This is a genomic window from Microlunatus sagamiharensis (assembly GCF_900105785.1).
In the GTDB taxonomy this organism is placed as follows: domain Bacteria; phylum Actinomycetota; class Actinomycetes; order Propionibacteriales; family Propionibacteriaceae; genus Microlunatus; species Microlunatus sagamiharensis.
The window spans coordinates 2624143-2645086 of the sequence record NZ_LT629799.1; the positions used below are offsets into that span (position 1 = coordinate 2624143).

General features: G+C 72.0%; 14 protein-coding genes. 7 read left to right on the forward strand and 7 right to left on the reverse strand.

Annotation, left to right across the window (positions count from 1 at the left end; translation table 11 throughout):
* Positions 1–92: 92 nt before the first annotated feature.
* Positions 93–1652: an MFS transporter gene (locus BLU42_RS11975; RefSeq protein WP_091074665.1), complete on the forward strand. Its 1560-nt coding sequence runs from the start codon at positions 93–95 to the stop codon at positions 1650–1652.
* Positions 1653–2345: 693 nt separating this feature from the next.
* Here BLU42_RS11975 and BLU42_RS11980 read toward each other — a convergent pair.
* Complete coding sequence (locus tag BLU42_RS11980) at positions 2346–3260, reverse strand: LysR family transcriptional regulator (RefSeq protein WP_091074667.1); 915 nt, start codon at positions 3258–3260, stop codon at positions 2346–2348.
* 89 nt (positions 3261–3349) lie between these two features.
* Between BLU42_RS11980 and BLU42_RS11985 the strand changes: the two genes are divergently transcribed.
* The 3 genes from BLU42_RS11985 (at position 3350) to amaB (ending at position 7661) form a co-directional block, all read left to right on the forward strand.
* A complete protein-coding gene (locus BLU42_RS11985; protein WP_091074669.1) occupies positions 3350–4549 on the forward strand; it encodes an NAD(P)/FAD-dependent oxidoreductase in 1200 nt (399 codons plus the stop codon).
* 80 nt (positions 4550–4629) lie between these two features.
* A complete protein-coding gene (gene hglS, locus BLU42_RS11990) occupies positions 4630–6108 on the forward strand; it encodes a 2-oxoadipate dioxygenase/decarboxylase (protein ID WP_231918117.1) in 1479 nt (492 codons plus the stop codon).
* Positions 6105–7661: an L-piperidine-6-carboxylate dehydrogenase gene (gene amaB / locus BLU42_RS11995; RefSeq protein ID WP_091074671.1), complete on the forward strand. Its 1557-nt coding sequence runs from the start codon at positions 6105–6107 to the stop codon at positions 7659–7661. Before hglS ends, amaB begins: the two co-directional genes overlap by 4 nt.
* Positions 7662–7732: 71 nt before the next feature.
* Here amaB and BLU42_RS20630 read toward each other — a convergent pair whose 3' ends face one another.
* Both BLU42_RS20630 and BLU42_RS20635 read right to left on the reverse strand, forming a co-directional pair.
* Entirely contained in the window at positions 7733–9769 is a 2037-nt protein-coding gene (locus BLU42_RS20630) for a UvrD-helicase domain-containing protein (RefSeq protein WP_157719953.1), read from the reverse strand.
* Positions 9770–9951: 182 nt separating this feature from the next.
* Positions 9952–10782, reverse strand: coding sequence for a hypothetical protein (locus BLU42_RS20635; protein WP_157719954.1), 831 nt, complete (start codon positions 10780–10782; stop codon positions 9952–9954).
* Positions 10783–11076: 294 nt separating this feature from the next.
* Here BLU42_RS20635 and BLU42_RS12000 point away from each other — a divergent pair, with 294 nt between their 5' ends.
* A complete protein-coding gene (locus tag BLU42_RS12000) occupies positions 11077–12015 on the forward strand; it encodes a quinone oxidoreductase family protein (protein ID WP_091074673.1) in 939 nt (312 codons plus the stop codon).
* 379 nt (positions 12016–12394) lie between these two features.
* On the opposite strand, the gene pyk is transcribed toward BLU42_RS12000, so the two are convergent.
* Positions 12395–13810: a pyruvate kinase gene (pyk, locus tag BLU42_RS12005; protein WP_091074675.1), complete on the reverse strand. Its 1416-nt coding sequence runs from the start codon at positions 13808–13810 to the stop codon at positions 12395–12397.
* Positions 13811–14141: 331 nt separating this feature from the next.
* Here pyk and BLU42_RS12010 point away from each other — a divergent pair, with 331 nt between their 5' ends.
* Both BLU42_RS12010 and BLU42_RS12015 read left to right on the forward strand, forming a co-directional pair.
* A complete protein-coding gene (locus tag BLU42_RS12010; protein ID WP_091074677.1) occupies positions 14142–17147 on the forward strand; it encodes a hypothetical protein in 3006 nt (1001 codons plus the stop codon).
* Positions 17144–18748, forward strand: a complete 1605-nt coding sequence (locus BLU42_RS12015) for an ATP-binding cassette domain-containing protein (RefSeq protein WP_091074679.1) — start codon at positions 17144–17146, stop codon at positions 18746–18748. Before BLU42_RS12010 ends, BLU42_RS12015 begins: the two co-directional genes overlap by 4 nt.
* Here BLU42_RS12015 and BLU42_RS12020 read toward each other — a convergent pair.
* The 3 genes from BLU42_RS12020 to BLU42_RS12030 all read right to left on the reverse strand — a co-directional run bounded on the left by BLU42_RS12020 (position 18700) and on the right by BLU42_RS12030 (position 20778).
* Positions 18700–19626 carry an RluA family pseudouridine synthase gene (locus BLU42_RS12020; protein ID WP_091074681.1) on the reverse strand — a complete coding sequence of 309 codons (927 nt, stop codon included), beginning with the start codon at positions 19624–19626 and terminating at the stop codon, positions 18700–18702. The genes BLU42_RS12015 and BLU42_RS12020 overlap by 49 nt on opposite strands.
* A complete protein-coding gene (gene lspA, locus BLU42_RS12025; protein ID WP_231918118.1) occupies positions 19619–20167 on the reverse strand; it encodes a signal peptidase II in 549 nt (182 codons plus the stop codon). Before lspA ends, BLU42_RS12020 begins: the two co-directional genes overlap by 8 nt.
* Positions 20168–20259: 92 nt before the next feature.
* Positions 20260–20778, reverse strand: coding sequence for a TraR/DksA family transcriptional regulator (locus BLU42_RS12030; protein WP_091080303.1), 519 nt, complete (start codon positions 20776–20778; stop codon positions 20260–20262).
* Positions 20779–20944 lie beyond the last annotated feature (166 nt).

Sequence of the window (20944 nt, forward strand, 5' to 3'; positions counted from 1 at the left end):
GCCGGATGCTCCCTCGTCATCCTCTCCCGGCCGCGTCGTAGCGTGGGCGGACGGAACGGGAGGCGTACGGACCCCCGGCCGGAGAGGTGCGGATGGGGGACAGCCACGCGGACCTCGCCGGCACGCCCCGGGCGGCGGCACCGAGCGTCGGTCCGCCCTCCGCGACCGACCAGCTGGACCCCCGCCGCTGGCGCGCCCTCTTCGTCATGCTCATGGGCCAGTTCTGCGCCCTGCTCGACGTCAGCGTCACCAACGTCGCCCTGCCGTCGATCGGTCGCTCGACCGGCGCGGGGCCGACGGAGCTGCAGTGGGTGGTGAGCGGCTACATCCTCGCCTTCGGGCTGATGCCCGTGATCGGCGGCCGGCTCGGCGACGCGACCGGGCGACGGCGGATGTTCGTCATCGGGGTGCTGGGCTTCGTCGTGGCCAGCGCCGCGGCGGGGCTCGCGCCCTCGCCGGGGGCGCTGATCGCGGTCCGCGTGGTGCAGGGCCTGTTCGGCGGGGTGATCGGGCCGCAGGTGTCCGGCTTCATCCAGAACACGTTCCCGCGGGCCGAACGCGGCCGTGCGTTCGGGCGGCTGGGTCTCACGGTCGGCGTCGGCACCGCCCTCGGCCCGGTCGTCGGCGGGCTGCTGATCGCCGCGGGCGGGCCCGAGTACGGCTGGCGGCTCGTCTTCTTCATCAACGTGCCGATCGGCCTGGTCGCGGTGCTGCTGGCCCGGGCCTGGGTACCGGTCGTCCGCCCGCGCGCCGTCTCGAACGCGCGGCTCGACCTCCTCGGGGCGGTGCTCCTGGGGACCGGCCTGCTCTGCGTGCTGTTCCCGGTCGTGGAGATCAACCAGCTGCACGACCTCCGGCTGTTCCTGCTGCTCGTGCCGGCCGCGGGCCTCCTGCTGCTGTTCGTCCGGCGCGAGGCGCGCCTGACGGCTGCTGACGCGGGGCCGCTGCTCGACCTGCGGCTGTTCCGGGTCCCGACCTTCGTGATCGGCGTGGTCTTCGCCGTCGTCTTCTTCTGCAGCAACACCGGGATCCCGCTGGTGCTCTCGCTCTATTACCAGGACGGGCTGGGGTTCACGGCGCTGCACTCCGGGCTCGGGGTCACCGCCCTCGCCCTCGGGTCGGTCCTCGGCGCGCCCCTGGCCGGCCGGCTGGTCCAGCGGGTCGGGCGTCCGCTCGTCGTCGGGGCGGTCCTCGTCTTCTTCCTGGCCACGATGACGATCGGTCTCGTCCTCCTGCTGGACCCGGTGACCACCCCGCTGCAGGTCGGCCTGCGGCTCGCCCTGCCGCTCTTCGTGCTCGGCATCGCCGGCGGGTCGATCGTCACGCCCAACCAGACGCTCACGCTCGCCGAGGTCGACCCGGCCCGGGGCGGGGCCGCCGGCGGGGTGCTGCAGACCGCGCAGCGGGTGGGTTCGGCGACGGGCCAGACCGTGCTCGGCACGGTCTTCGTCGCCGCGCTGGGGGCCGGCGTCGCGGCGGGAGGCGCGGGCCGACCCGGCCCGTACACCGGGGCCGTCACCTCGGCGCTCGCCGTGTCCCTGCTGTTCTCCGGCTCCGCGCTCGTGCTCAGCGTGGTCGAGCTCCGCCGCGCGAGGCGGGCGCGGGCGGCGGCCGGCCACGGGGACGGAGCAGACGGGCGAGACCCCTCGTAGGTCGCCGCTCGTGAGCGCGACGAAGGAGGAGTCCGACCCGCTCGCAGGCGGGCGCAGCGCCCGCGTCCAGGCATGACGAGAGGCAGCGAATGCCTGCTCGGGGGTTCAGGTAGTCGCTGCCTCTCGGCGGTCCTATCGCCCTCCGCGGGCCGAGCGTTACAGGTGGCCCCTCGACAGCCTCAAAGAGCGTCCCCGGACCACGATCCCTGAGCTTGTCGAAGGGCACCCCGGCGCCACTCGCGCCGAGAGCCGACCACTTCGTGGCCCTTCGACAGGCTCAGGGGGCGTCGACGGACACCAGCACGCACCGACGCAGCACCCGGGTCCGGGCATGACAAGAGGCAGCGAATGCCTGCTCGGGGGTTCAGGTACTCGCTGCCTCTCGACCCTTCTATCGCCCTCCGCAGGTCGAGCGTTACAGCTGGCCCTTCGACAGGCTCGACGAGCGTCCCCGACCACGATCCCTGAGCTTGTCGACGGGCACCTCCGCGCCACTCACGCTGAACGCCGACCACTTCGTGGCCCTTCGACAGGGCTCAGGGGGCGTCGACGGCCGTCGACCTTGTCAACGGGTACCGGCACGCACCGGGGCGACATCCGGGTCCGGGCATGACAAGAGGCAGCGAATGCCTGCTCGGGGGTTCAGGTAGTCGCTGCCTCTCGACGGACCTATCGCCCGTCGCACGGCCGGCGTTACACCTCAGCCGAGAAGTTTTCGCGGGCGAAGCCCTCGACCAGTGCCGAGCGGACGCGGACGACGCCAGGACGCTCCAGCGCGGAGGTCCGGGTCAGGGCCACGACGTCGCGGGTCGAGGGTCCGGGCAGCGGCACGGTCGGTGCGGTGGCGGCGCGCATCGCCAGCATCAGCGGGGTGACCAGGGTGATGCCCAGCCCCGACTCGGCCAGGGCGATCGACACCGCCGTGTCGGTGACGAGGTGCCGCTCGCGCGGCGCGATCCCGGCCCGGGCGCAGGCGGTGCGCACCGCCCGGCCGAACGTCGAGGTCGGCGGCGGCAGGATCCAGTCGGTCGCGTCGGCGTACGCGCGGACCTCCTCGTCCGAGGCCGGGTCCGGCGTCGCGCCGGGCGGCAGCACGAGCAGGAAGCGCTCGCGGTGCAGCCGGGCCACGTCCAGCCCGCGCCGCGGCGGGAGCGGGGCGTCGGAGTAGTCGAGGCCGAGGGCGAGGTCGATCTCGTCGCGCAGGACCGCGTCGGGCATCGCCTCGACGTCGACCTCGACGGCCTGCAGCGCGACGGTCGCGTCGTCGAGGAGCAGGGCCCGGGCCGCCGGCAGCCCGACCACGGCGGCCGAGCCGAACACGCCGAGCCGGACGGCGGCGGCCGGCGACGGCCCGCGCACGACGGCGGCGGCGCGGCTCTCCGCCTCGAGCACGAGCCGCGCCTGCGCGAGGAGCACCCGCCCGTCGTCGGACAGCACCAGGCGTGAACCGTCGCGCAGGAAGAGCGTCCGCCCCACCGCCCGACCGAGGGCCGCCATCTGCTGGGAGACCGCACCCGTCGTGTAGCCGAGCATGGCGGCGGCGCCGCTCATCGTGCCCTCGTCGGCGACGGCGACAAGGGTGCGCAGCTGGTCGAGCGTCCACCTCATCCGACCAGTGTCGTGCAGGAGAGCTCAACGGAACGTCGAGCAGGTGTCGATTGTCCTGAACACCGACCGCACGCGAGACTGAGGGGGCCATGACCTCGCCCGCCACCTCCCGCGCCCCGCTGCCCGCCCACGCCGAGGTCGTCGTCGTCGGCGGCGGCGTGATGGGCACGAGCATCGCCTTCCACCTGGCCGAGGCCGGCGTGCGCGACGTCGTCGTGCTCGAGCAGGGCACGCTCGGCTCCGGCTCGTCGGCCAAGCCGCTCGGCGGCGTGCGCGCCACCTTCTCCGACCCGGGCAACGTGCTGCTCGGGAAGCGGAGCCTCGAGACCTACGAGGGCTTCGCCGAGCGCTTCTCCACCGACATCGGCCTGCGCCAGGTGGGCTACCTCTTCCTGTGCCGCAGCGACGCCGAGGTCGCGGCGGTCGAGGCGAGCACGGACATGCAGCAGAGCCTCGGCGCGAGCGGACGGATGATCGACCTCGAGGAGGTCGCCCGGCTCAACCCGCTCGTCGACACCAGCGTCCTCACCGGCGCGTCCTTCTCCCCGCGCGACGGCTACGCCGAACCCGCCCGGGTCGTCGCCGCGTACGCGACCGCCCTCACGAGCCTCGGCGGCCGGGTCCACGAGGGCGTGACGGTCACGGGGATCGACACGTCCGGCGGCGCGGTCGAGGCCGTGGAGACCGACCGGGGAACCATCCGGACGGGCGCGGTCGTCGTCGCGGCGGGCGCGTGGTCGGCGCAGCTCGGCGCGATGGCCGGCGTCCCGCTGCCGGTGGTGCCGGTGCGGCGTCAGATCGGGTTCACGCCGGACAGCGCCAACCCGGGCGGCCGGCCGTACCCGACGGTGCCCTTCACCCTCGACCTGTCGACGACGCTCTACTTCCACAACTACGCCGGCGGCATGCTGCTCGGCATCTCCAACGCCGACGAGCCCGAGGGCTTCGGCCGGATGTTCGACGACGCGTGGGTGCCGGCCTTCGACGAGGCCGCGGGGGTCGTCGCCCCGGCGCTGGCGGGACGCCCGCTGGAGGGCGGCTGGGCCGGCCTCTACGAGAACACCCCTGACCACAACGCAATCATTGGCGCGTCGCGGCACCTCGACGGCTTTTTCTACGCCACGGGCTTCTCCGGGCACGGATTCTTGCAGGCACCCGCGGTTGGAGAAGTCGTCCGCGACCTCTACCGTGGTGTCGAACCGTTCCTGGACGTCACGCCCTTCGACGTGGCGCGGTTCGACCCCGACCCGGAGGGGCACGCGCTGCTCGCCGAGGTCCACATCATCTGAGTCGATCGACCATCACAGGAGTGACCGTGGGTAGCAGCCCTTCGACAGGCTCAGGGGGCGTCGAGACAGGCTCAGGGCGCGTGGAGCCCGGCTCAGGGGGCGTCAAGACGGGCTCGGGGCACGTGGAGCAGTGGGAGCTGCGGGCGCGGTTCGCCGTGTCGCTCGCGACCCTGTACGGCGAGGAGGTCCCGGCGTACACGACGCTGGTCGACGTCTCCCGCGCGGTGAACGAGGACTTCGTCGCCGCCCACGGCGCCGACGCCGAGCGCCTCGGCTCGATCGGCCGGGTCACCGCCGAGCGCCACGGCGCCATCCGCGTGGGCTCGCCGACGGAGATGGCCCAGGTGGCGCGGCTGTTCGCCGGCTTCGGCATGCACCCGGTCGGCTTCTACGACCTGCGCGACGCCTCGTCGAGCTCGGTGCCCGTCGTCTCGACGGCCTTCCGCCCGGTGGCCACCGACGAGCTGGCCCGCAACCCGTTCCGCGTCTTCACCTCGATGCTCGTCACCGACGACCGCCGCTTCTTCGACGCGGCGACGCAGGAGCGGCTGGAGGCGTTCGTCGCCGCCCGCGAGCTCTTCTCCCCCGAGGCGCTGGCCCTGGCCGACCGGGCCGTCGCCGAGGGCGGGCTGCCCGCCGCGGACGCCGACCGCCTCCTCGAGCTGGCGACCGCGTCCTTCGCGCTCTCCACCGAGCCGATCGAGCGCGCCTGGTACGACCACCTCGAGGCGATCTCGGCCGTCGCCGCCGACATCGGCGGCGTGCCGGCCACGCACATCAACCACCTGACGCCGCGCGTGCTCGACATCGACGACCTGTACGCACGCATGACCGCCCGCGGCATCACGATGATCGCCGAGATCCAGGGCCCGCCCGGCTGGGAGGGCCCCGACGTCCTGCTGCGCCAGACGTCGTTCAAGGCTCTCGCCGAGCCCCGGACGTTCCGCGAGGCCGACGGCAGCGTCACCACCGGCGAGCTGCGCGTGCGCTTCGGCGAGGTCGAGCAGCGCGGCATCGCGCTGACCGTCGCCGGGCGCGACCTCTACGACGACCTGACGATCGAGGTCGATCGCCGCCTCGCCGACGCGCCGAGGGGCACCACCCGCGTCGAGGTCGCCGCCGAGGTCTGGCGCGAGAACCTCCCCGTGACCGAGACCGGCCTGGCCGTCGCCGGGCTGGGGCTCTTCCGGTTCCGGGTGGGCGACCCGGCCGCCGTGCGCCCTTCGACAGGCTCAGGGAGCGTCCCGCTCGCGGAGCTGCTGGACAGCGGTGCGCTGGTCGCCGAGCCGATCGTCTACGAGGACTTCCTCCCCCGCTCCGCCGCCGGCATCTTCCAGTCCAACCTCACCGACGAGGGCTCGCGCGACGACGAGCAGCTCGGCACCCCGTACGACCTCGAGCGCCTCAGCGAGGTCGTGGGCATCGCCATCGCCGACCCGAACGACCTCTACGCCGCCCAGCAGGCCGCCTCGCTCGCCGAGGCGGAGGCCGCGCTGGGCAGCCGCATCGACACCACGCCCGTCCCGCTCAGCCAGACCCAGGAGAACGCACCCGCATGACCGAGACCCTCGCCCGCAGCAGCGCCCCGATCTCGGGCAGCCTCAGCGCCGACGTCCGCGCCGCCCTCGAGGCCTGCGGCGTCGACCTGGGCGCCGTCGGCGGCGACCCGGAGACCAGCACGGCCGTGGCCAGCCCGATCACCGGCGAGCAGCTCGTCGGCACTCGCCTCGACCGCGCCGAGGACATCGACGCCGCCATCGGTCGGGCCGCTGCCGCCTTCCCCGCGTGGCGCGACACCCCGGCGCCCGTGCGCGGCCAGCTGGTCAAGCGCTGGGGCGAGCTGCTCACCGAGCACAAGACGCACCTCGCGACCCTGGTGACCGCCGAGGTCGGCAAGACGCCGTCCGAGGCGCTCGGCGAGGTCCAGGAGATGATCGACATCGCCGACCTGGCCGTCGGCCAGTCGCGCCAGCTGTACGGCAAGACGATGCCCTCGGAGCGTCCCGGCCACCGCCTCCAGGAGGTCTGGCACCCGCTCGGCGTCGTCGGCGTCATCTCCGCCTTCAACTTCCCGGTCGCGGTCTACGCCTGGAACACCGCCCTCGCCCTGGTCTGCGGCGACACCGTCGTGTGGAAGCCGGCCGACGTCACCCGCCTCTCGGCGATCGCCGTCGACGCGCTGCTCGCCCGCGCGGTCGCCGAGTCCGGCGCCCCCGAGGGCATCCACCAGCTGCTGCTCACCGACGCCGAGGGCAGCAAGCGCCTCGTCGCCGACCGCCGCGTCGCCCTCGTGTCGGCCACCGGCTCGGTGCGGATGGGCCGCGAGGTCGGCCCCGTCGTCGCGGAGCGCTTCGGGCGCACCCTGCTCGAGCTCGGCGGCAACAACGGCGCCATCGTCGCCCCGTCGGCCGACCTCGACCTCGCGCTGCGCGGCGTCGTCTTCGCCGCGGCCGGCACCGCCGGCCAGCGCTGCACCACGCTGCGCCGCCTGTTCGTGCACTCCTCCGTGGCCGACCAGCTGACCAAGCGTGTCGTCGCCGCGTACGAGTCGCTGGCCGTGGGCGACCCGCGCGAGGAGGGCGTGCTCGTCGGCCCGCTGGTCAACCAGCGCTCCTTCGAGGCGCAGCAGGCCGCGCTCGCCGCCGCGCAGGAGCAGGGCGGAACCGTCCTCGTCGGCGGTGACCGTGAGCTCGCCGAGGAGCACCCGGACGCCTACTACGTGCGCCCGGCCGTCGTCTCGATGCCGTCGCAGACCGCGATCGTGCACGAGGAGACCTTCGCGCCGATCCTCTACGTGATGACCTACGACGACCTCGACGAGGTGGTCGCCGAGCACAACGCTGTGCCGCAGGGACTCTCGTCGGCGATCTTCACCACCGACCAGGGCGAGGCGGAGCGGTTCCTGTCCGCGGCCGGCTCCGACTGCGGCATCGCCAACGTCAACATCGGCACCTCGGGCGCGGAGATCGGCGGCGCCTTCGGTGGTGAGAAGGAGACCGGCGGCGGGCGCGAGTCGGGCTCGGACGCGTGGAAGGCGTACATGCGCCCCTCCACCCAGACCGTGAACTACTCCGGCCAGCTCCCGCTGGCGCAGGGCGTCACGTTCATCTGAGTATTCGACATGGAGCCAGTCCGCTCGGCACTAGGAGATGCCGAGCGGACGGGCAGCACACATCAACGACGTCAAACTTGAGAGCCTTGCTCCTTCTTAAGTAGCCCGTTGGCTACGGCTCGGTCAAGAACGCTCACGGCGCCGCCGTCGTCATTGTTCGTGAATACACGTACGTCGCGTTCGGCTCGGCTTAAGGCGAGATATAGCAATGAGAGAAGCCGACTCTTTTCACTCAGGGCCGTGAAATTGTCGCCCATGTCAGGAATTCCAGCCACAAGCACTGTGTCAAACTGCAGGCCGGCCAGGTATTCAGCCGGACCAACCACAAGCCCGCGGGCACGACTGGCTAGCGCTTCGACGTCTCCTCGACTCGTGATTGTCGATACATGGTGCTTCTTCGATTCGCCGAGTCGTGCGGCAAGCGCGCTGTATCTGCGCCACTGCTTACTCTCGACGATGGCGAGCGCGAGTCGACCTCGGGGGTATAACTCCTGCACCGCCCGCGCGATATCGCTTTCCTCACCCGCGGCCGTTCCTGCGCAGATCAGACGAGGAACGGCTCCACTCTCCTTTGAGGATTCAACATTCGAGAAATCGATCTCCCAATCGTGGCCAAGGTCTAGCGTCGGGAACTCGTGGTGGACATGTTTCACCAACCGAAGAATCTCAGGTGTGAAGCGGTGAACTGTCGTAAGTTCATACTGAGCAACGTCGTCTAATAGCTCATCGCTTGCGGAGGAAGACCGAGTTTCGTCCGCCGCCACCCCGATGAAGGCTTCAGATGGTGATTGACGAGGATCAACAGCCATGAATACACGAGGATAAATTGATGTATCTCTAGAAAGATAGTGGAGGACTTGGCGCTCGAGTGGACTGAAGAGATGGAACTCATCAACAAACAGTAGATCGTAGCCTTGGCTTCTACGGCTTCGATTCCACGAGTGAGTCTCAAGGTGGCTCAGAAGGTCAACGAGAACTTGGTCAGAGGTTAGAAGCGCTCGCCGATCGAGGCTCTCAACGTACCGGGAGTATATGGCGTAGACGACTTTAAGATCGCCAGGAGACTCAAGTGGCAACATCCAGGTCGCTCGCGAAAGTTGCAGATACCGGAGTTCTGCACCCACTCCTGGGAAGATCGCCGAGGCGCCGATGACTGAACCGAACTCAATTGACAGATCCCAGGCGAGCGCGAACCGATCGTCGATGTCCTCGGAGTCGATTCGACGCCGCAGCACCTCCGAGGCTTGCGCCCGGAAGGTTACCCAATCCGTCTCCTTGAACTCAGTAAGGACGTCCAGGATCTCATCGAGTTGGGCCTGCTTTCCACTGAAGCTATCTTCACCGATCAGACTAAAACCAGATTCGTCGTTGACATATTGGGGCGACAGGGTGCGGGCGATCTCGAGTAGTGGAAAGACGTCGATCTCTGGAATTGGTGCGCCATTGATGGAATCGATCGAGTTCGAGATCTGAGCCGCGAGCGACCAACTGTGGGTCACTATTAGCACTCGAGGCGACGATCCGCGAGATCTCGAACTTGTAACTTCCCGGATCGCTTTTAGTGTCAGAGCGAGGGTTTTTCCAGATCCGGCTGGACCCCTTAGTCGAATCGACTTGTCGACAGGGGCGTCGACAAACTGACGCTGGTCGCGACTAATAGCTGCGTGCCATTCGTCGTACGTCCAGCCCTTAGTGAGAGACGACTCAATCGGGGCGAGCGAGATCTCGACGTCGGAATTTGGTTTAACGACCTCAAGTTCACTCCGCGCATTTACCTCCTGAACGGCTCCCTTAAAGTCTTGATCCCAGCCTTTTGGAAGCTCCCGCGGAACGAGCGCGAATCTGTCCAGGTCAAGTTCGCGCTCGTTATCGGTCGACGTCCAGAAGACCACATCAGTCGGCTCGCCTGCGAGGGGTTCGGCTATCCAGCGCGTTGACCTAGGGTCCGATCTTGCATCAGCATAGAAGGCGACCAAACTGTTGTACTTATAAGAGGTCCAGTTCCTCGGTAGCTGAATTCCGCCAGGCGCTTGTGCCCGTTCGACAAAAGACGCCATCCGACTCAATACCGAAGCTCGCGAAGAACCGAGGCCGTCGGGAACAACCACCTCTACTTCATTCAATGGCCGCATGACGACGACGCGCGGACCAGAAATCGAGTCACCTCTCGCGACGATAAAGTCAACCAGCGCGCCGGTCCTAAGTAGCAGCGTACTTGACGTACCGATAGCGTCTGGCGATAAGCCCGTCGCTAGTTCTTTCAGCGCGCCGATCGTAGTGATAAGTGGCTTCACTGATACCTCTCTAGAAGAACCGACGAGTGCAGATCGCGAAGTTCCTCGTACTCTTCTGGTAGCCCGATCGACATGAACACGAGACCGAAACGTTGAACAAGCGCGTGAGAGTATTCCGTCTTGAGACGCGAGATACGCCGGTAAGATTTTTGGAGTCGAGTCGGCTGAAGCGCGATCTCTGGCTCGTAGACCTGTTCAAGGTGCCGGAGGTAGACGAAGTAACCATTCTCGTGCGAAGGTCCCAATGCCGAGACGAAGAGGGCATCTCCGGGTGGTTGCGAGAACGGCGAACGCAGACTCTCCTTGATCGAAGCAAGCACGTTCTTTCGGGATGGTGCATTAGGAAGTGATAGCTGGGCCGCCACGATGGCATTGACTGCCGCATCAAGATTATCAACATCGTCCCGAAGGTTGTGCAGCCCGGCGATAAGGGAGAACGCCTTCTTCCGCTCACCTTCGCTCAACTCAAGCGCGGTGGCGATCGACTCGGGCTCGCTTTCGCTCGTCCACTCCTGTAAGCGATCATTCGAGATGCCCTGAAGTGGAGAACGAGGGACTGCGGATCGCAGACTACCAAGCATCTTTAGTTGCAGGCGCCGACGGATTTTTGGCAACTGTAGGTGTAGTAGATACTCATCACTTGAGAGTATGGGTACACATGTGATACGCCCTGCGTTTTTATCGTGCGCGAGATCGCAGTCGGCTGTGATTACTAACAAGTGGCGCTTCCAGAGAGACGCGCTGGCGTCGACCGCTTCAAGTACGTCACCTTGCCGTACCGCAGTCGACGCATGCACAAGGTCGTACTCCCGCAAGATCTCAGTCACCGATTAGTCTCCCGCTGCGGCTGTATAGGGGTAGGTGGCAGGGTACGTGATCACTTCAGGCAGAAGCCCGCACCCCACACTTCTCCGAGAGATGCACCTGGGCGCTGCGCTCCCGCTCGACACATGGTGGTACGGCGCGTCTTGATGCCTTTGCGAGCGCGTTGAGTGGTCGACCGTTCCGCGAGCGCCGCTGGTGGACGCCGACGGGATCGTGAGACTGGGAATACCTCCGAGACCCTGATGCTGACACTCATGGCAAGTAGAGCTTGATGCATCCAAGGTTTAGGAGCGCTGATGAAGGCCGCCGTCGTCCACGACACCGACCAGGTCCCCCGCTACGACGAGTTCGCCGACCCGGTGGTCGGCGAGGGCCGCGTCGAGGCCGAGGTGCTCGCCTCCGCCGTCCACGTGATCGTGCGGACCATCGCGGCGGGGCGGCACTACAGCTCGACGACGAAGCCGCCCTTCGTGCCCGGCCTCGACGGCGTCGTCCGCCTCCCCGACGGCCGCCGCGTGTACGCCGCCGGCGCCCAGCCGCCGTACGGCCTGCTCGCCGAGCGCGTCGCGCTGCCGCAGGGCGCCGGGGTCGACGTGCCGGAGGGCCTGTCGTCGGCCACCGCGGCCGCCCTGGTCAACCCCGCCGGCTCGTCCTGGATCCCGCTCAGCCGGATCGGCGCCGAGGGCAGGACCGTACTGATCATCGGCGCCACCGGCACCTCCGGCCTGCTGGCCGTGCAGGCCGCCAAGGCGCAGGGCGCCGCCCGCGTCGTCGCCCTCGGCCGCAACGCCGAGGGCCTCGCCCGGGCCGCCGAGCTGGGCGCCGACGCCACCGTCACCCTGTCCGACGACCTGGCCGCCCCGCTGGCGGAGGCCGCCGGTCCGGACGGCGCGTACGACATCGTCCTCGACTACCTCTGGGGCGCCCCCGCCCGCGCCGTCCTCGACGCGCTCGTCGCGAACAAGGTCGACCCGCACCGACCCGTGCGGTTCGTCAACATCGGCAACCTGGCCGGCGCCGAGCTCGCCGTGCCCGCCGCGGTCCTGCGCAGCAGCGCGATCGAGCTCTCCGGCCACGGCATCGGCAGCTTTCCGTTGGAGCTCACCCGCGAGGCGACGAAGGCGATGTTCGCTGCCGCGCTCGAGGGCAAGCTGACCGTCGACTTCGAGGAGCGCCCGCTCAGCGAGGTCGAGACCGCCTGGGACCTCCCCGTCCGCCTCGTCCTGGTCCCGTAGGCGAGGCAGACACCCCACGTTCCGAGCGCTTGCGCGAGGAACCCACCTCCGAGCGTCGGCCAGGGCGGAGCCGGTTCGCGCCTGGACGACTGAACGAGCAAGGCCCCCGACCGCGGTCGCGAGTGCGACCGGGGTCGAGGGGCCTTGTGAGTGAGGGAGGAAGGCGCGGACGTCAGGCGCAGCCCGGGCGCGAGGAGGACAACGCAGCCTGGCGCGAGGAACACCCTCCGAGCGTCGGCAAGGCTGGAGCCCGCTCCGGCCTGGACGACCGAACGAACAAGGCCCCGACCGCGAAGGTCGGGGCCTTGTGCGTACCAGGGCCTTGTGAGCGAGGCCGCCAGGCCGGAGCGTCTGGCGTAAGCCGGGCGCGAGGAGGAGATCAGAGCGGCGCCCCGATCCGGCGCACCCGGATCATGTTCGTGTGGCCGCTGACCCCGGGCGGGGAGCCGGCGACGATGATCACCAGCTCGCCCTCGCTGATCAGGCCCGACTGGGTGAGGGCCAGGTCGACCTGGCGGATCATCTCGTCGGTGTGGCCGACCATGGGCACGAGGAAGGTCTCGACGCCCCAGGTGAGCGTGAGCTCGGCCTGGGTCTGCTCGATCGGGGTGAAGGCGAGGATCGGGATCTCGGAGCGGAGCCGCGCGAGGCGGCGGGCCGAGTCGCCGGAGTGCGTGAAGGCGACGAGGTACTTCGCGCCGAGGCGGTGTGCGACCTGCTCGGCCGACAGCGTGATCACGCCGCTGGTCGTGTGCGGGTCCCAGTCGACGTCGCTGATCTGCCCGAGGCCGTGCTTCTCGGTGTTCTCGACGATCCGCGCCATCGTCTGGACCGTGACCACGGGATAGTCGCCCACGCTGGTCTCGCCGGAGAGCATGACCGCGTCGGCGCCGTCGAGGATCGCGTTGGCGACGTCGGAGGCCTCGGCGCGGGTCGGGCGCGGCGCGCTGATCATGGACTCGAGCATCTGCGTCGCGACGATCACCGGCTTGGCCCAGCGGCGGGCCGCGGTGACGATCTGCTTCTGGACCAGCGGCACCTCCTCGAGCGGGAGCTCGACGCCGAGGTCGCCGCGGGCGACCATGATCGCGTCGAAGGCGTCGACGATCTCGTCGAGGTTCTCGACGGCCTGCGGCTTCTCGATCTTGGCGATGACGGGGACCCGGCGGCCCTCCTCGTCCATGATCTGGTGGACGAGCTTGACGTCCTGCGCGCTGCGCACGAAGGACAGCGCGATCATGTCGACGTTGTTGCGCAACGCCCAGCGCAGGTCGTCGGAGTCCTTCTCGCTCATCGCCGGCACGCTCATCGCGACGCCGGGGAGGTTGAGGCCCTTGTTGTTGCTGACCGGGCCGCCCACGACGACCTCGGTGACCACGTCGGTGTCGGTGACCTCGACGGCCTTGAGCGTCAGCTTGCCGTCGTCGACGAGGATCAGGTCGCCGGGCGAGACGTCGCCGGGCAGGCCCTTGTACGTCGTCCCGCAGCGCGACACGTCGCCCTGGACGTCGTCGACGGTGATGGTGAATCGCGCCCCGACCTCGAGGTGCTCCGGACCGTTCGCGAAGCGGCCGAGCCGGATCTTCGGGCCCTGGAGGTCGGCGAGGACGCCGACCGGCCGGCCGACGGCCTTGGCCGCCGCCCGGGTGTTCTCCAGCCGCATGAGGTGTTCCTCGTAGCCGCCGTGGCTCATGTTGAGCCGGGCCACGTCCATGCCCGCCTCGACGAGCTCGATCAAACGCTCGGGAGCCTCAGCGGCCGGTCCGAGCGTGCACACGATGTTGGCTCTCCGCACGCGTCGACCCTAGCCGACCCCGGGCGGCCCGCCGGTCGCCGTCCGGGCGCCCCCGGGAACGGTTGCACAGGGCCTGCTCAGGAGGGCGACGGCGCCGGGAGCAGCCGCCCGGAGGCGGTGGGCGACGTCGTCTGCAGGCGCCCGTCCACGACGCCGACACGGAGGTCGGCGGCGGCGACCGTCTCCACGACCACCTGCCGGACCGTCCCGGCGCCGGCTGCCGTCCGCGGGGCTGCGGCGTCACGCCCCGTGCCTGCCGGAGTCTCACCAGCGGGTCGCCGATGGTGGTTGGATCACCGCGAGGGCGCAGGAGACGGCGGAGGGGGCGCAGGTGGGCGAGCTCGCGCTGGCGTGGGCCGGGGTGCGCCACCGCCCCGGGCCGTGGCTGCTCCTCGCCCTCGGTGCCGCCCTCGCCGCCGTGATGCCGCTGGCTGCGGCTGGCCTGCAGGAGCGTGCCGCGACCGGTGCCGTCGAGCAGGCGGTGGTCGCCGTCCCCGACGCCTCGCGCGGCGTCCTCGCCGTCACCTCGCGCGACCTGCGCGGGCCGGACCTGACCGCCACCTCGACCCAGGTCGAGACCGCGCTCGCCCGCGCGGGCCTGCCGTCGCCCACCCGGGCCCTGGCCTTCCGCGCGCTGTCGCTGCAGGGCACCGACACCACGGTCGCCGCGCTCGACCCGCTGGCCGACGCCGTGACGCTGGACTCCGGCCGGCTGCCCTCACGCTGCTCCCCCGACGCCTGCGAGGTGCTGGCCGTCAGCAGCGAGGGCGCCGCCGGCACGGCGGCGCTGCCCGGGCTCAACGGGCCCGCCCGCACGCTCGGGCTCGTCGTCACCGGGACGGCGACCCTGCGGGAGCCGCGGCTCGTCGGGCTCGGTCTGGTCGCGCCGTCCCAGCCCCTGCTGCTCGGGTCCGACCCCGCGGCCATGGCCGACCTCGAGCCCCTCACGCTCTACGGCCGCAACCTGGCCTGGTTCACCCCGCTCGACCCCGCCGTCGTCGCCGCGACCGGGCCGGCCTCGTTCGCCGCGGCCCTGGACCGCGCCGCCGAGGAGGTGAGCCTCACCTCCGGCCCTCTGAACGTCGTCTGGCCGAGCGCCGCGGTCCTCGACGCGGCGGCGCGCGGCGAGGACTCGGCGGCGCGCTTCTCGGTGCTGGGGGTCGGGGCCGGGGCGCTCCAGCTCGGCTTCTGCCTGATGCTCGCCGCCGCCCGGCGCGCGCCGGCGCGCCAGCACGGGACCCTGCTCGGCCGCCGCGGCGCCCGTCCGGCCCAGGTGGTCGCGGTCGCGGCGCTGCAGTCCGGGCTGGCCGTCCTCGCCGGCGTCGTCCTGGCCGTCGTGTCAGCCGTCGTCGTGTCCAGGGCACTCGTCCCGGGAGCGCTGGCCGCCGCCTGGCCGGCGGTGCTCGCGCTGGCCGTCGCGGCCGTGCTCGGCAGCGTGCTGCTCACGGTCGGGCCACCCGTCCGCGGCCGGACGCTCCGCCTCGGGCTCGCGGCCCTCGTGCTGCTGGCCGCGGGCCTGGGGGCGCTCGCGCTGGTCCGGCCGACCGACGACCCGAGGGCACCGCTCCCGGTCGCCGCCCTGGTCGCGCTCACCCTGGCCGTCGGCGTCGTCGGCGTCCTGACGTGGAGCCCCGTCGTGGCCCTGCTGCAGCGCCGCGCCCGGGCGGCGCGCCGACCGCTGCGCCGCGTCACGCTCCTCGCCGCGCGCCGGCCGCTGCTGCCCAGCCTGACCGCCGGCTTCCTCGCCGCGACGCTGGCGACGGCCTTCCTGGCCGTCTCCTGGTCGTCCTCCACCCAGCGGTCCGCGGAGGACCGGGCCGCGTACGCGGTGCCGCTCGACCTGCGGGTCTCCCCCGGCACCCAGGTGCAGCTGCCCGCCACCGTCGTCGACGCCGCGCGGCTCACCGCGCTCGACCCCGGCGCCGTCGTGTCCGGGGTGACCACCACGACCGTGGGTGCCTTCGCCGGCAGCAGCGGCGCGACCACGCTGCCCCTGGCCGGCGTCGACCCCGCCGTGCTGCCGCTGGTGCACCGCTGGTCCACGGTCACCGGGAGCAGTGCCAGTGCCGCGGAGGTCGCCGACCGGCTCCGCGCACCGGGCGCCGGGTCCGCGGTCGTGGCGCCCGTGGTCCCCGCCGGCACCCAGGAGCTCGTCCTCGACGTGCGCGGGCTCGACGCCGACGTGACCCTGCGGCTCTGGCTCGCCGGGCCCGACGGCCAGGAGCGCGGGGTCGCGCTCCGGCAGCGCGGACCCGACGAGGCGTACGCCGAGCTCGGGGGCGGCGCGGCGCAGACCGTGCGCGCGCTGGAGATCGGGGAGTCGGCCGACCACCTGACGTTCCGCCAGCACGGCATCGGCGAGGGCAGCACCGACCGGCCGCTGCCGTCGGGGACGCTGCTGCTCGGTGGCGCGCGCGCCGACGGCCGGTCGTTCCCGTGGTCGTGGTCCGACTGGGGTGCCGACTCCGTCGAGGTGCGGGGCGACGGCGCGGGTCTGGCGGCGCGCTACCAGATCCGCGACGCGCGGGCCGTGCTGCTGCCCTCCTGGGTCCCGCCCGCCGAGCGGCCGGTCCTCCCGGTCGCCGTCGACCCCGTCACGGCCGCCCGCGCGGGCAGCCGCGGGACCTTCGGCATCACGGTCAACCAGACGACGGTGCCGGTCCGCGTGGTGGCGGTGCTGGACCGGATGCCGACGCTGCCCGCGCGCTTCGTGGTCGCCGACCGCAGCGCCGTCGCGGCCCTCGTCGACCGGGAGGCGCCGGGCACCGCCCCGGTCCTGCAGGTCTGGGTCTCGGCACCCGGTCCGGGCGGCCCGGCGGTCCGCGGCGAGCTCGACGCCACCGCCTCCGCCGCGACGCTCCAGGACCGCGACGCGCTCGCCCGGACCTACGCCGACGACCCGGTGACCCGCGGCTTCGTGACCCTGCTCGGCGCGGCCGGCCTGGTCGCCCTGCTCCTGGCGCTGGTCGCGGTCGTCGGCGGCGTGCGGGGCGACCGCGAGGCCGCGGCGGCCGACCTGTTCGCCCTGGAGGTCGACGGCGTGGCGCCCGGTGCGCTGCGGCGGGTGCTGCTGGCCCGCGCCGCCCTCGTCCTGGCCGTCGGGCTGCCGCTCGGGGTCGCGGGCGGCGCGGGTCTCGCCCTGGCGACCGGCCGGCTCCTCGCCTCCGGGCCGGACGGCCGCCCCCTCGAGCCGCCCCTGCAGGTCGTCCTCGCCTCGGCCGCGACCGCGCTCGTCGTCGCCGCCGCCGCGCTGGTCACCGTCGCGGCTGCGACCGCCACGGCGACGCTGGCCCTGCGCGAGGCGCGCCTGGCCGCCCCCGAGCTGGACCTGCGGTGACGGGCGTCGAGGGCGCGCCACCGGTCGTCGAGGTGACCGACGTGTTCGTCGCGCACCGCAGCGGTCCGGAACCCGTCATGGCGCTGCGCGGCGCCGACCTCACGCTCGGCGCGGGCGAGCGCCTGCTGCTCGCCGGCCCCAACGGGTCGGGCAAGTCGACGCTGCTGCGGGTCGTCACCGGCGACCAGCCGGTGCTCGCCGGACGCGTGCAGGTGGGCGGTACGGCCGTGCACGCGATGGACGAGGCCGCCCGGCGCCGGTGGCGGAGCACGGCGATCGGCTTCGTCGACCAGCACGCGCGGCGCAACCTGCTGCCCGAGCTCGACGTCCGCGACAACGTCGCCCTCCAGCTCCGCCTCACCGGCACCCGGGCCGCCGCCGCCCGCCGCCGCGCGGACGTCACGCTCGAGCGGCTGGGGCTCGCATCCCTGGCCGGGGCCGACGTGCGCCGCCTCTCGGGCGGCGAGGCGCAGCGGGTCGCGCTGTGCGCCGCGGTCGCGCACGCACCGGCCCTGGTCCTCGCCGACGAGCCGACCGGCGAGCTCGACGACGACGCCGCCCGCGAGGTCTACGGCCTGCTGGAGGCGGTGGCGGCGGACGGCACCGGCGTCGTCCTGGTGAGCCACGACCCGCGCTCGTACGCCTTCGTCGACCGCGCCGTGCGGCTGCGCGACGGACGGCTCGCCGAGGAGTGGGTGCCCGCGGGCGCCGGCACCGGCGGGCCGGACCTGGTCGCCGACAGCCGGGGGTGGGTGCGCCTGCCGGCCGAGCTGCTGGGCGCGGGCGGACGGCCGACGAGCTGGTCGGCGGCCCTGGCCCGGGACGGCCTGGTCCTGCGCCCGCGGTCGGCTCCCGCGGCACCCCTGGCCCCGCAGGACCGACCGGCTCCCCCTGCGGTAGTCGACGGCGGTCCCCTGGTGACGCTGAGCGGTGTCCGTGCGGGCTGGGGTGGGCGCGTGCTCGTCGACGCGCTCGACCTGCGCCTGGACCCGGGGTCGTGGACCGCGCTCAGCGGGCCCTCCGGCAGCGGCAAGTCGACCCTGCTGACCCTCGTCGCCGGCCTGGTCGACCCGCTGGACGGGCGCGTCGAGGTCGGCGGCACGGCGTGGGCCCCGATGGACCGGACCGACCGCGCCGCGCACCGGCGGCGCTGGCTCGCGTACGCCCTCCAGCGCGCCAACCTGGTCGAGACCATGACCGTCGCCGAGAACGTCGCCCTGGCCGCCGCCCTGCGCGGCCTCGAGGTCGACGCGGACGAGGTGGGCGCGCTCTGCACCGGGCTCGGCCTCGGCGCCCAGCTCGCGACCCCGGCCGGGGTCCTGTCCGGCGGCGAGCGCCAGCGGGCGTCGCTCGCCCGGGCGCTGGTCGGGCACTCGCCCGTGCTCGTGCTCGACGAGCCGACCTCCCAGCAGGACGAGGCCTCGGCCGCACGCGTGGTCGAGGCGCTCGCGCGGGCGACGGGTGAAGATTCGGCGGTGCTGGTCGCCTCGCACGACCCGGTCGTGCTGGCACGCGCCACCACGACGGTCCGGCTCGGGGCCGGGCCGGACGGTCAGGCCGAGGCGACGATCTCCAGCGCCCGCGCGAGATCGGCCGGGTAGGGCGACTCGAACTCGACCGGCTCGCCCGTCCCCGGGTGCACGAAACCGAGCCGGACCGCGTGCAGCCACTGGCGCTCGAGCCCGAGCCGCGCGGCGAGGACCGGGTCGGAGCCGTAGGTCGGGTCGCCCACGCACGGGTGGTGGATGGCCGCCATGTGCACGCGGATCTGGTGCGTGCGGCCCGTCTCGAGGCCGACCTGCAGCAGCGTGGTGCCGACGAAGGCGTCGACGGTGTCGTAGTGCGTGACGCTGGGACGGCCGCCGGCGACCACGGCCATGCGCCACTCCGAGCCCGGGTGCCGGGCGATCGGCGCGTCGATCGTCCCCGTGAACGGGTCCGGGTGGCCCTGGACGAGGGCGTGGTAGGTCTTCGTCACCGAGCGCGACTTGAAGGCGCGCTTGAGCACCGAGTAGGCGTGCTCGCTCTTGGCCACGACCATCAGCCCCGAGGTGCCGACGTCGAGGCGCTGGACGATGCCGCGCCGCTCGGCCGCGCCGGAGGTCGCGATCGAGACGCCGGCGGCGGCCAGGGCTCCGAGCACGTCGGGCCCGTCCCAGCCCAGGCTCGGGTGGGCGGCCACGCCGGACGGCTTGTCGACCACGACCAGGTCGGCGTCCTCGTGGAGGATCGTCAGCCCGGGGACGGCGCGCGCGACGACCGCCGGACCGGCGGGCTCCTCGTCGAGCTCGACCTCGAGCATCGCGCCGCCGCGGGCGCGCTCGGACTTGGCGACCTCGGCCCCGTCCAGGCGTACGCGGCCGGCGGCGATCAGGTCGGCGCTGCGACCGCGGGACAGGCCCAGCACCCGGGCGAGGACGGCGTCGACGCGCTCGCCCTCGAGCCCGTCGGGCACGAGCAGGATCTTCGGCTCAGCCACGGTCCGCCCGGCGTCGCCGGCCCGTCCGCGTCTCCGCCTCGGGCTTGCGGCCGTCGATGCCGACGTTGCGGAAGATCGACAGCACCACGACCATCACCGCGGCGACGGTGATGCACATGTCCGCCACGTTGAAGATCGGCCAGTGGGGCAGCTGGAGGAAGTCGACCACGTGCCCGCGGAAGGGGCCCGGCGCCCGGAAAAGCCGGTCGACGAGGTTGCCGGTGACGCCGGCGACCAGCAGCCCCAGCGCGACGGCCCAGCCGACGTGGCCGAGCTTGGGCACCAGCCTGATCAGCACGAAGGCGACCACGAGCAGCGCGGCGACGGCGAAGACCCAGGTGAAGCCCTCGCCCTGGCTGAACGCGGCGCCCGGGTTGCGGATCAGCCGCAGGCTGAGCACCGGTCCGAGGACCTGCATCGGGACGTTCGGCTCGAGGCGGTCGACCGCCTCCACCTTGGTGACGACGTCGAGGCCGAGCCCGAGCAGCGCGACGCTGCCGAACAGCGGCCACAGCCGCGGCCTCGGCTCCTCCGCGCGCACGACGGGTGCCGCGGCCGTCTCCGCCTCGGCCTGATCGTCAGCGGCCCCCGCCTCCTCCGGGCCGGGGCCCGGGGCGACGGGGGTCGAGGGGTTCAGCGCCGCTCTTCGCGCTGCTTGCAGGTCACGCACAGCGTGGCGCGCGGGAAGGCCTGGAGGCGGCCCTTGCCGATCGGCTGCCCGCAGTTGTCGCAGCGGCCGTAGACGCCGAGCTCGATGTGGCGCAGCGCGAGCTGCGACTGGTCGAGCATCTCGCGGGCGTTGTTGGCGAGGCTCATCTCGGCGTCGCGCTCGAAGTTTGCCGAGCCGACGTCGGCGGGGTCGCGACCTGCGCCCTCGGTGCCGTCGCGGAGCAGGTTGTGCAGCTCGGCGTTGGACGTGGCGAGCTGCTCGGCGAAGCGGGTGATGTCCTCGGCGAGGGTGGTGCGGACCTCGTCCAGCTCCTCCTCGGTCCACGGGTCCTCGCCCGCGCGCACCGGCAGCGAGGCCGGGTCGACCGGGACGGTCTCACGCTCGGCGTGCTCGACGGGCAGCGCGTGGACGTTCGGGGCGACCCGCGTACCACCCGCTGACGGGTCCGCCACGGCGCTGTCCGTGGTCTTGGTGGTGCTCATGAAGGGGTCCCCTCGCTCGACGTCGCAGAGACAGTAGGCGGTCACCTGCGTTTCTTCAACGACGAAGCACCCCGGGTCGTCCCCGAGGTGCTCGACCCGGCTGCCCGGGTCCGTCGTGGTCCCACCCGCGAGGTGGACCGGGACGTCAGTGCTGCGACGTCCGGCC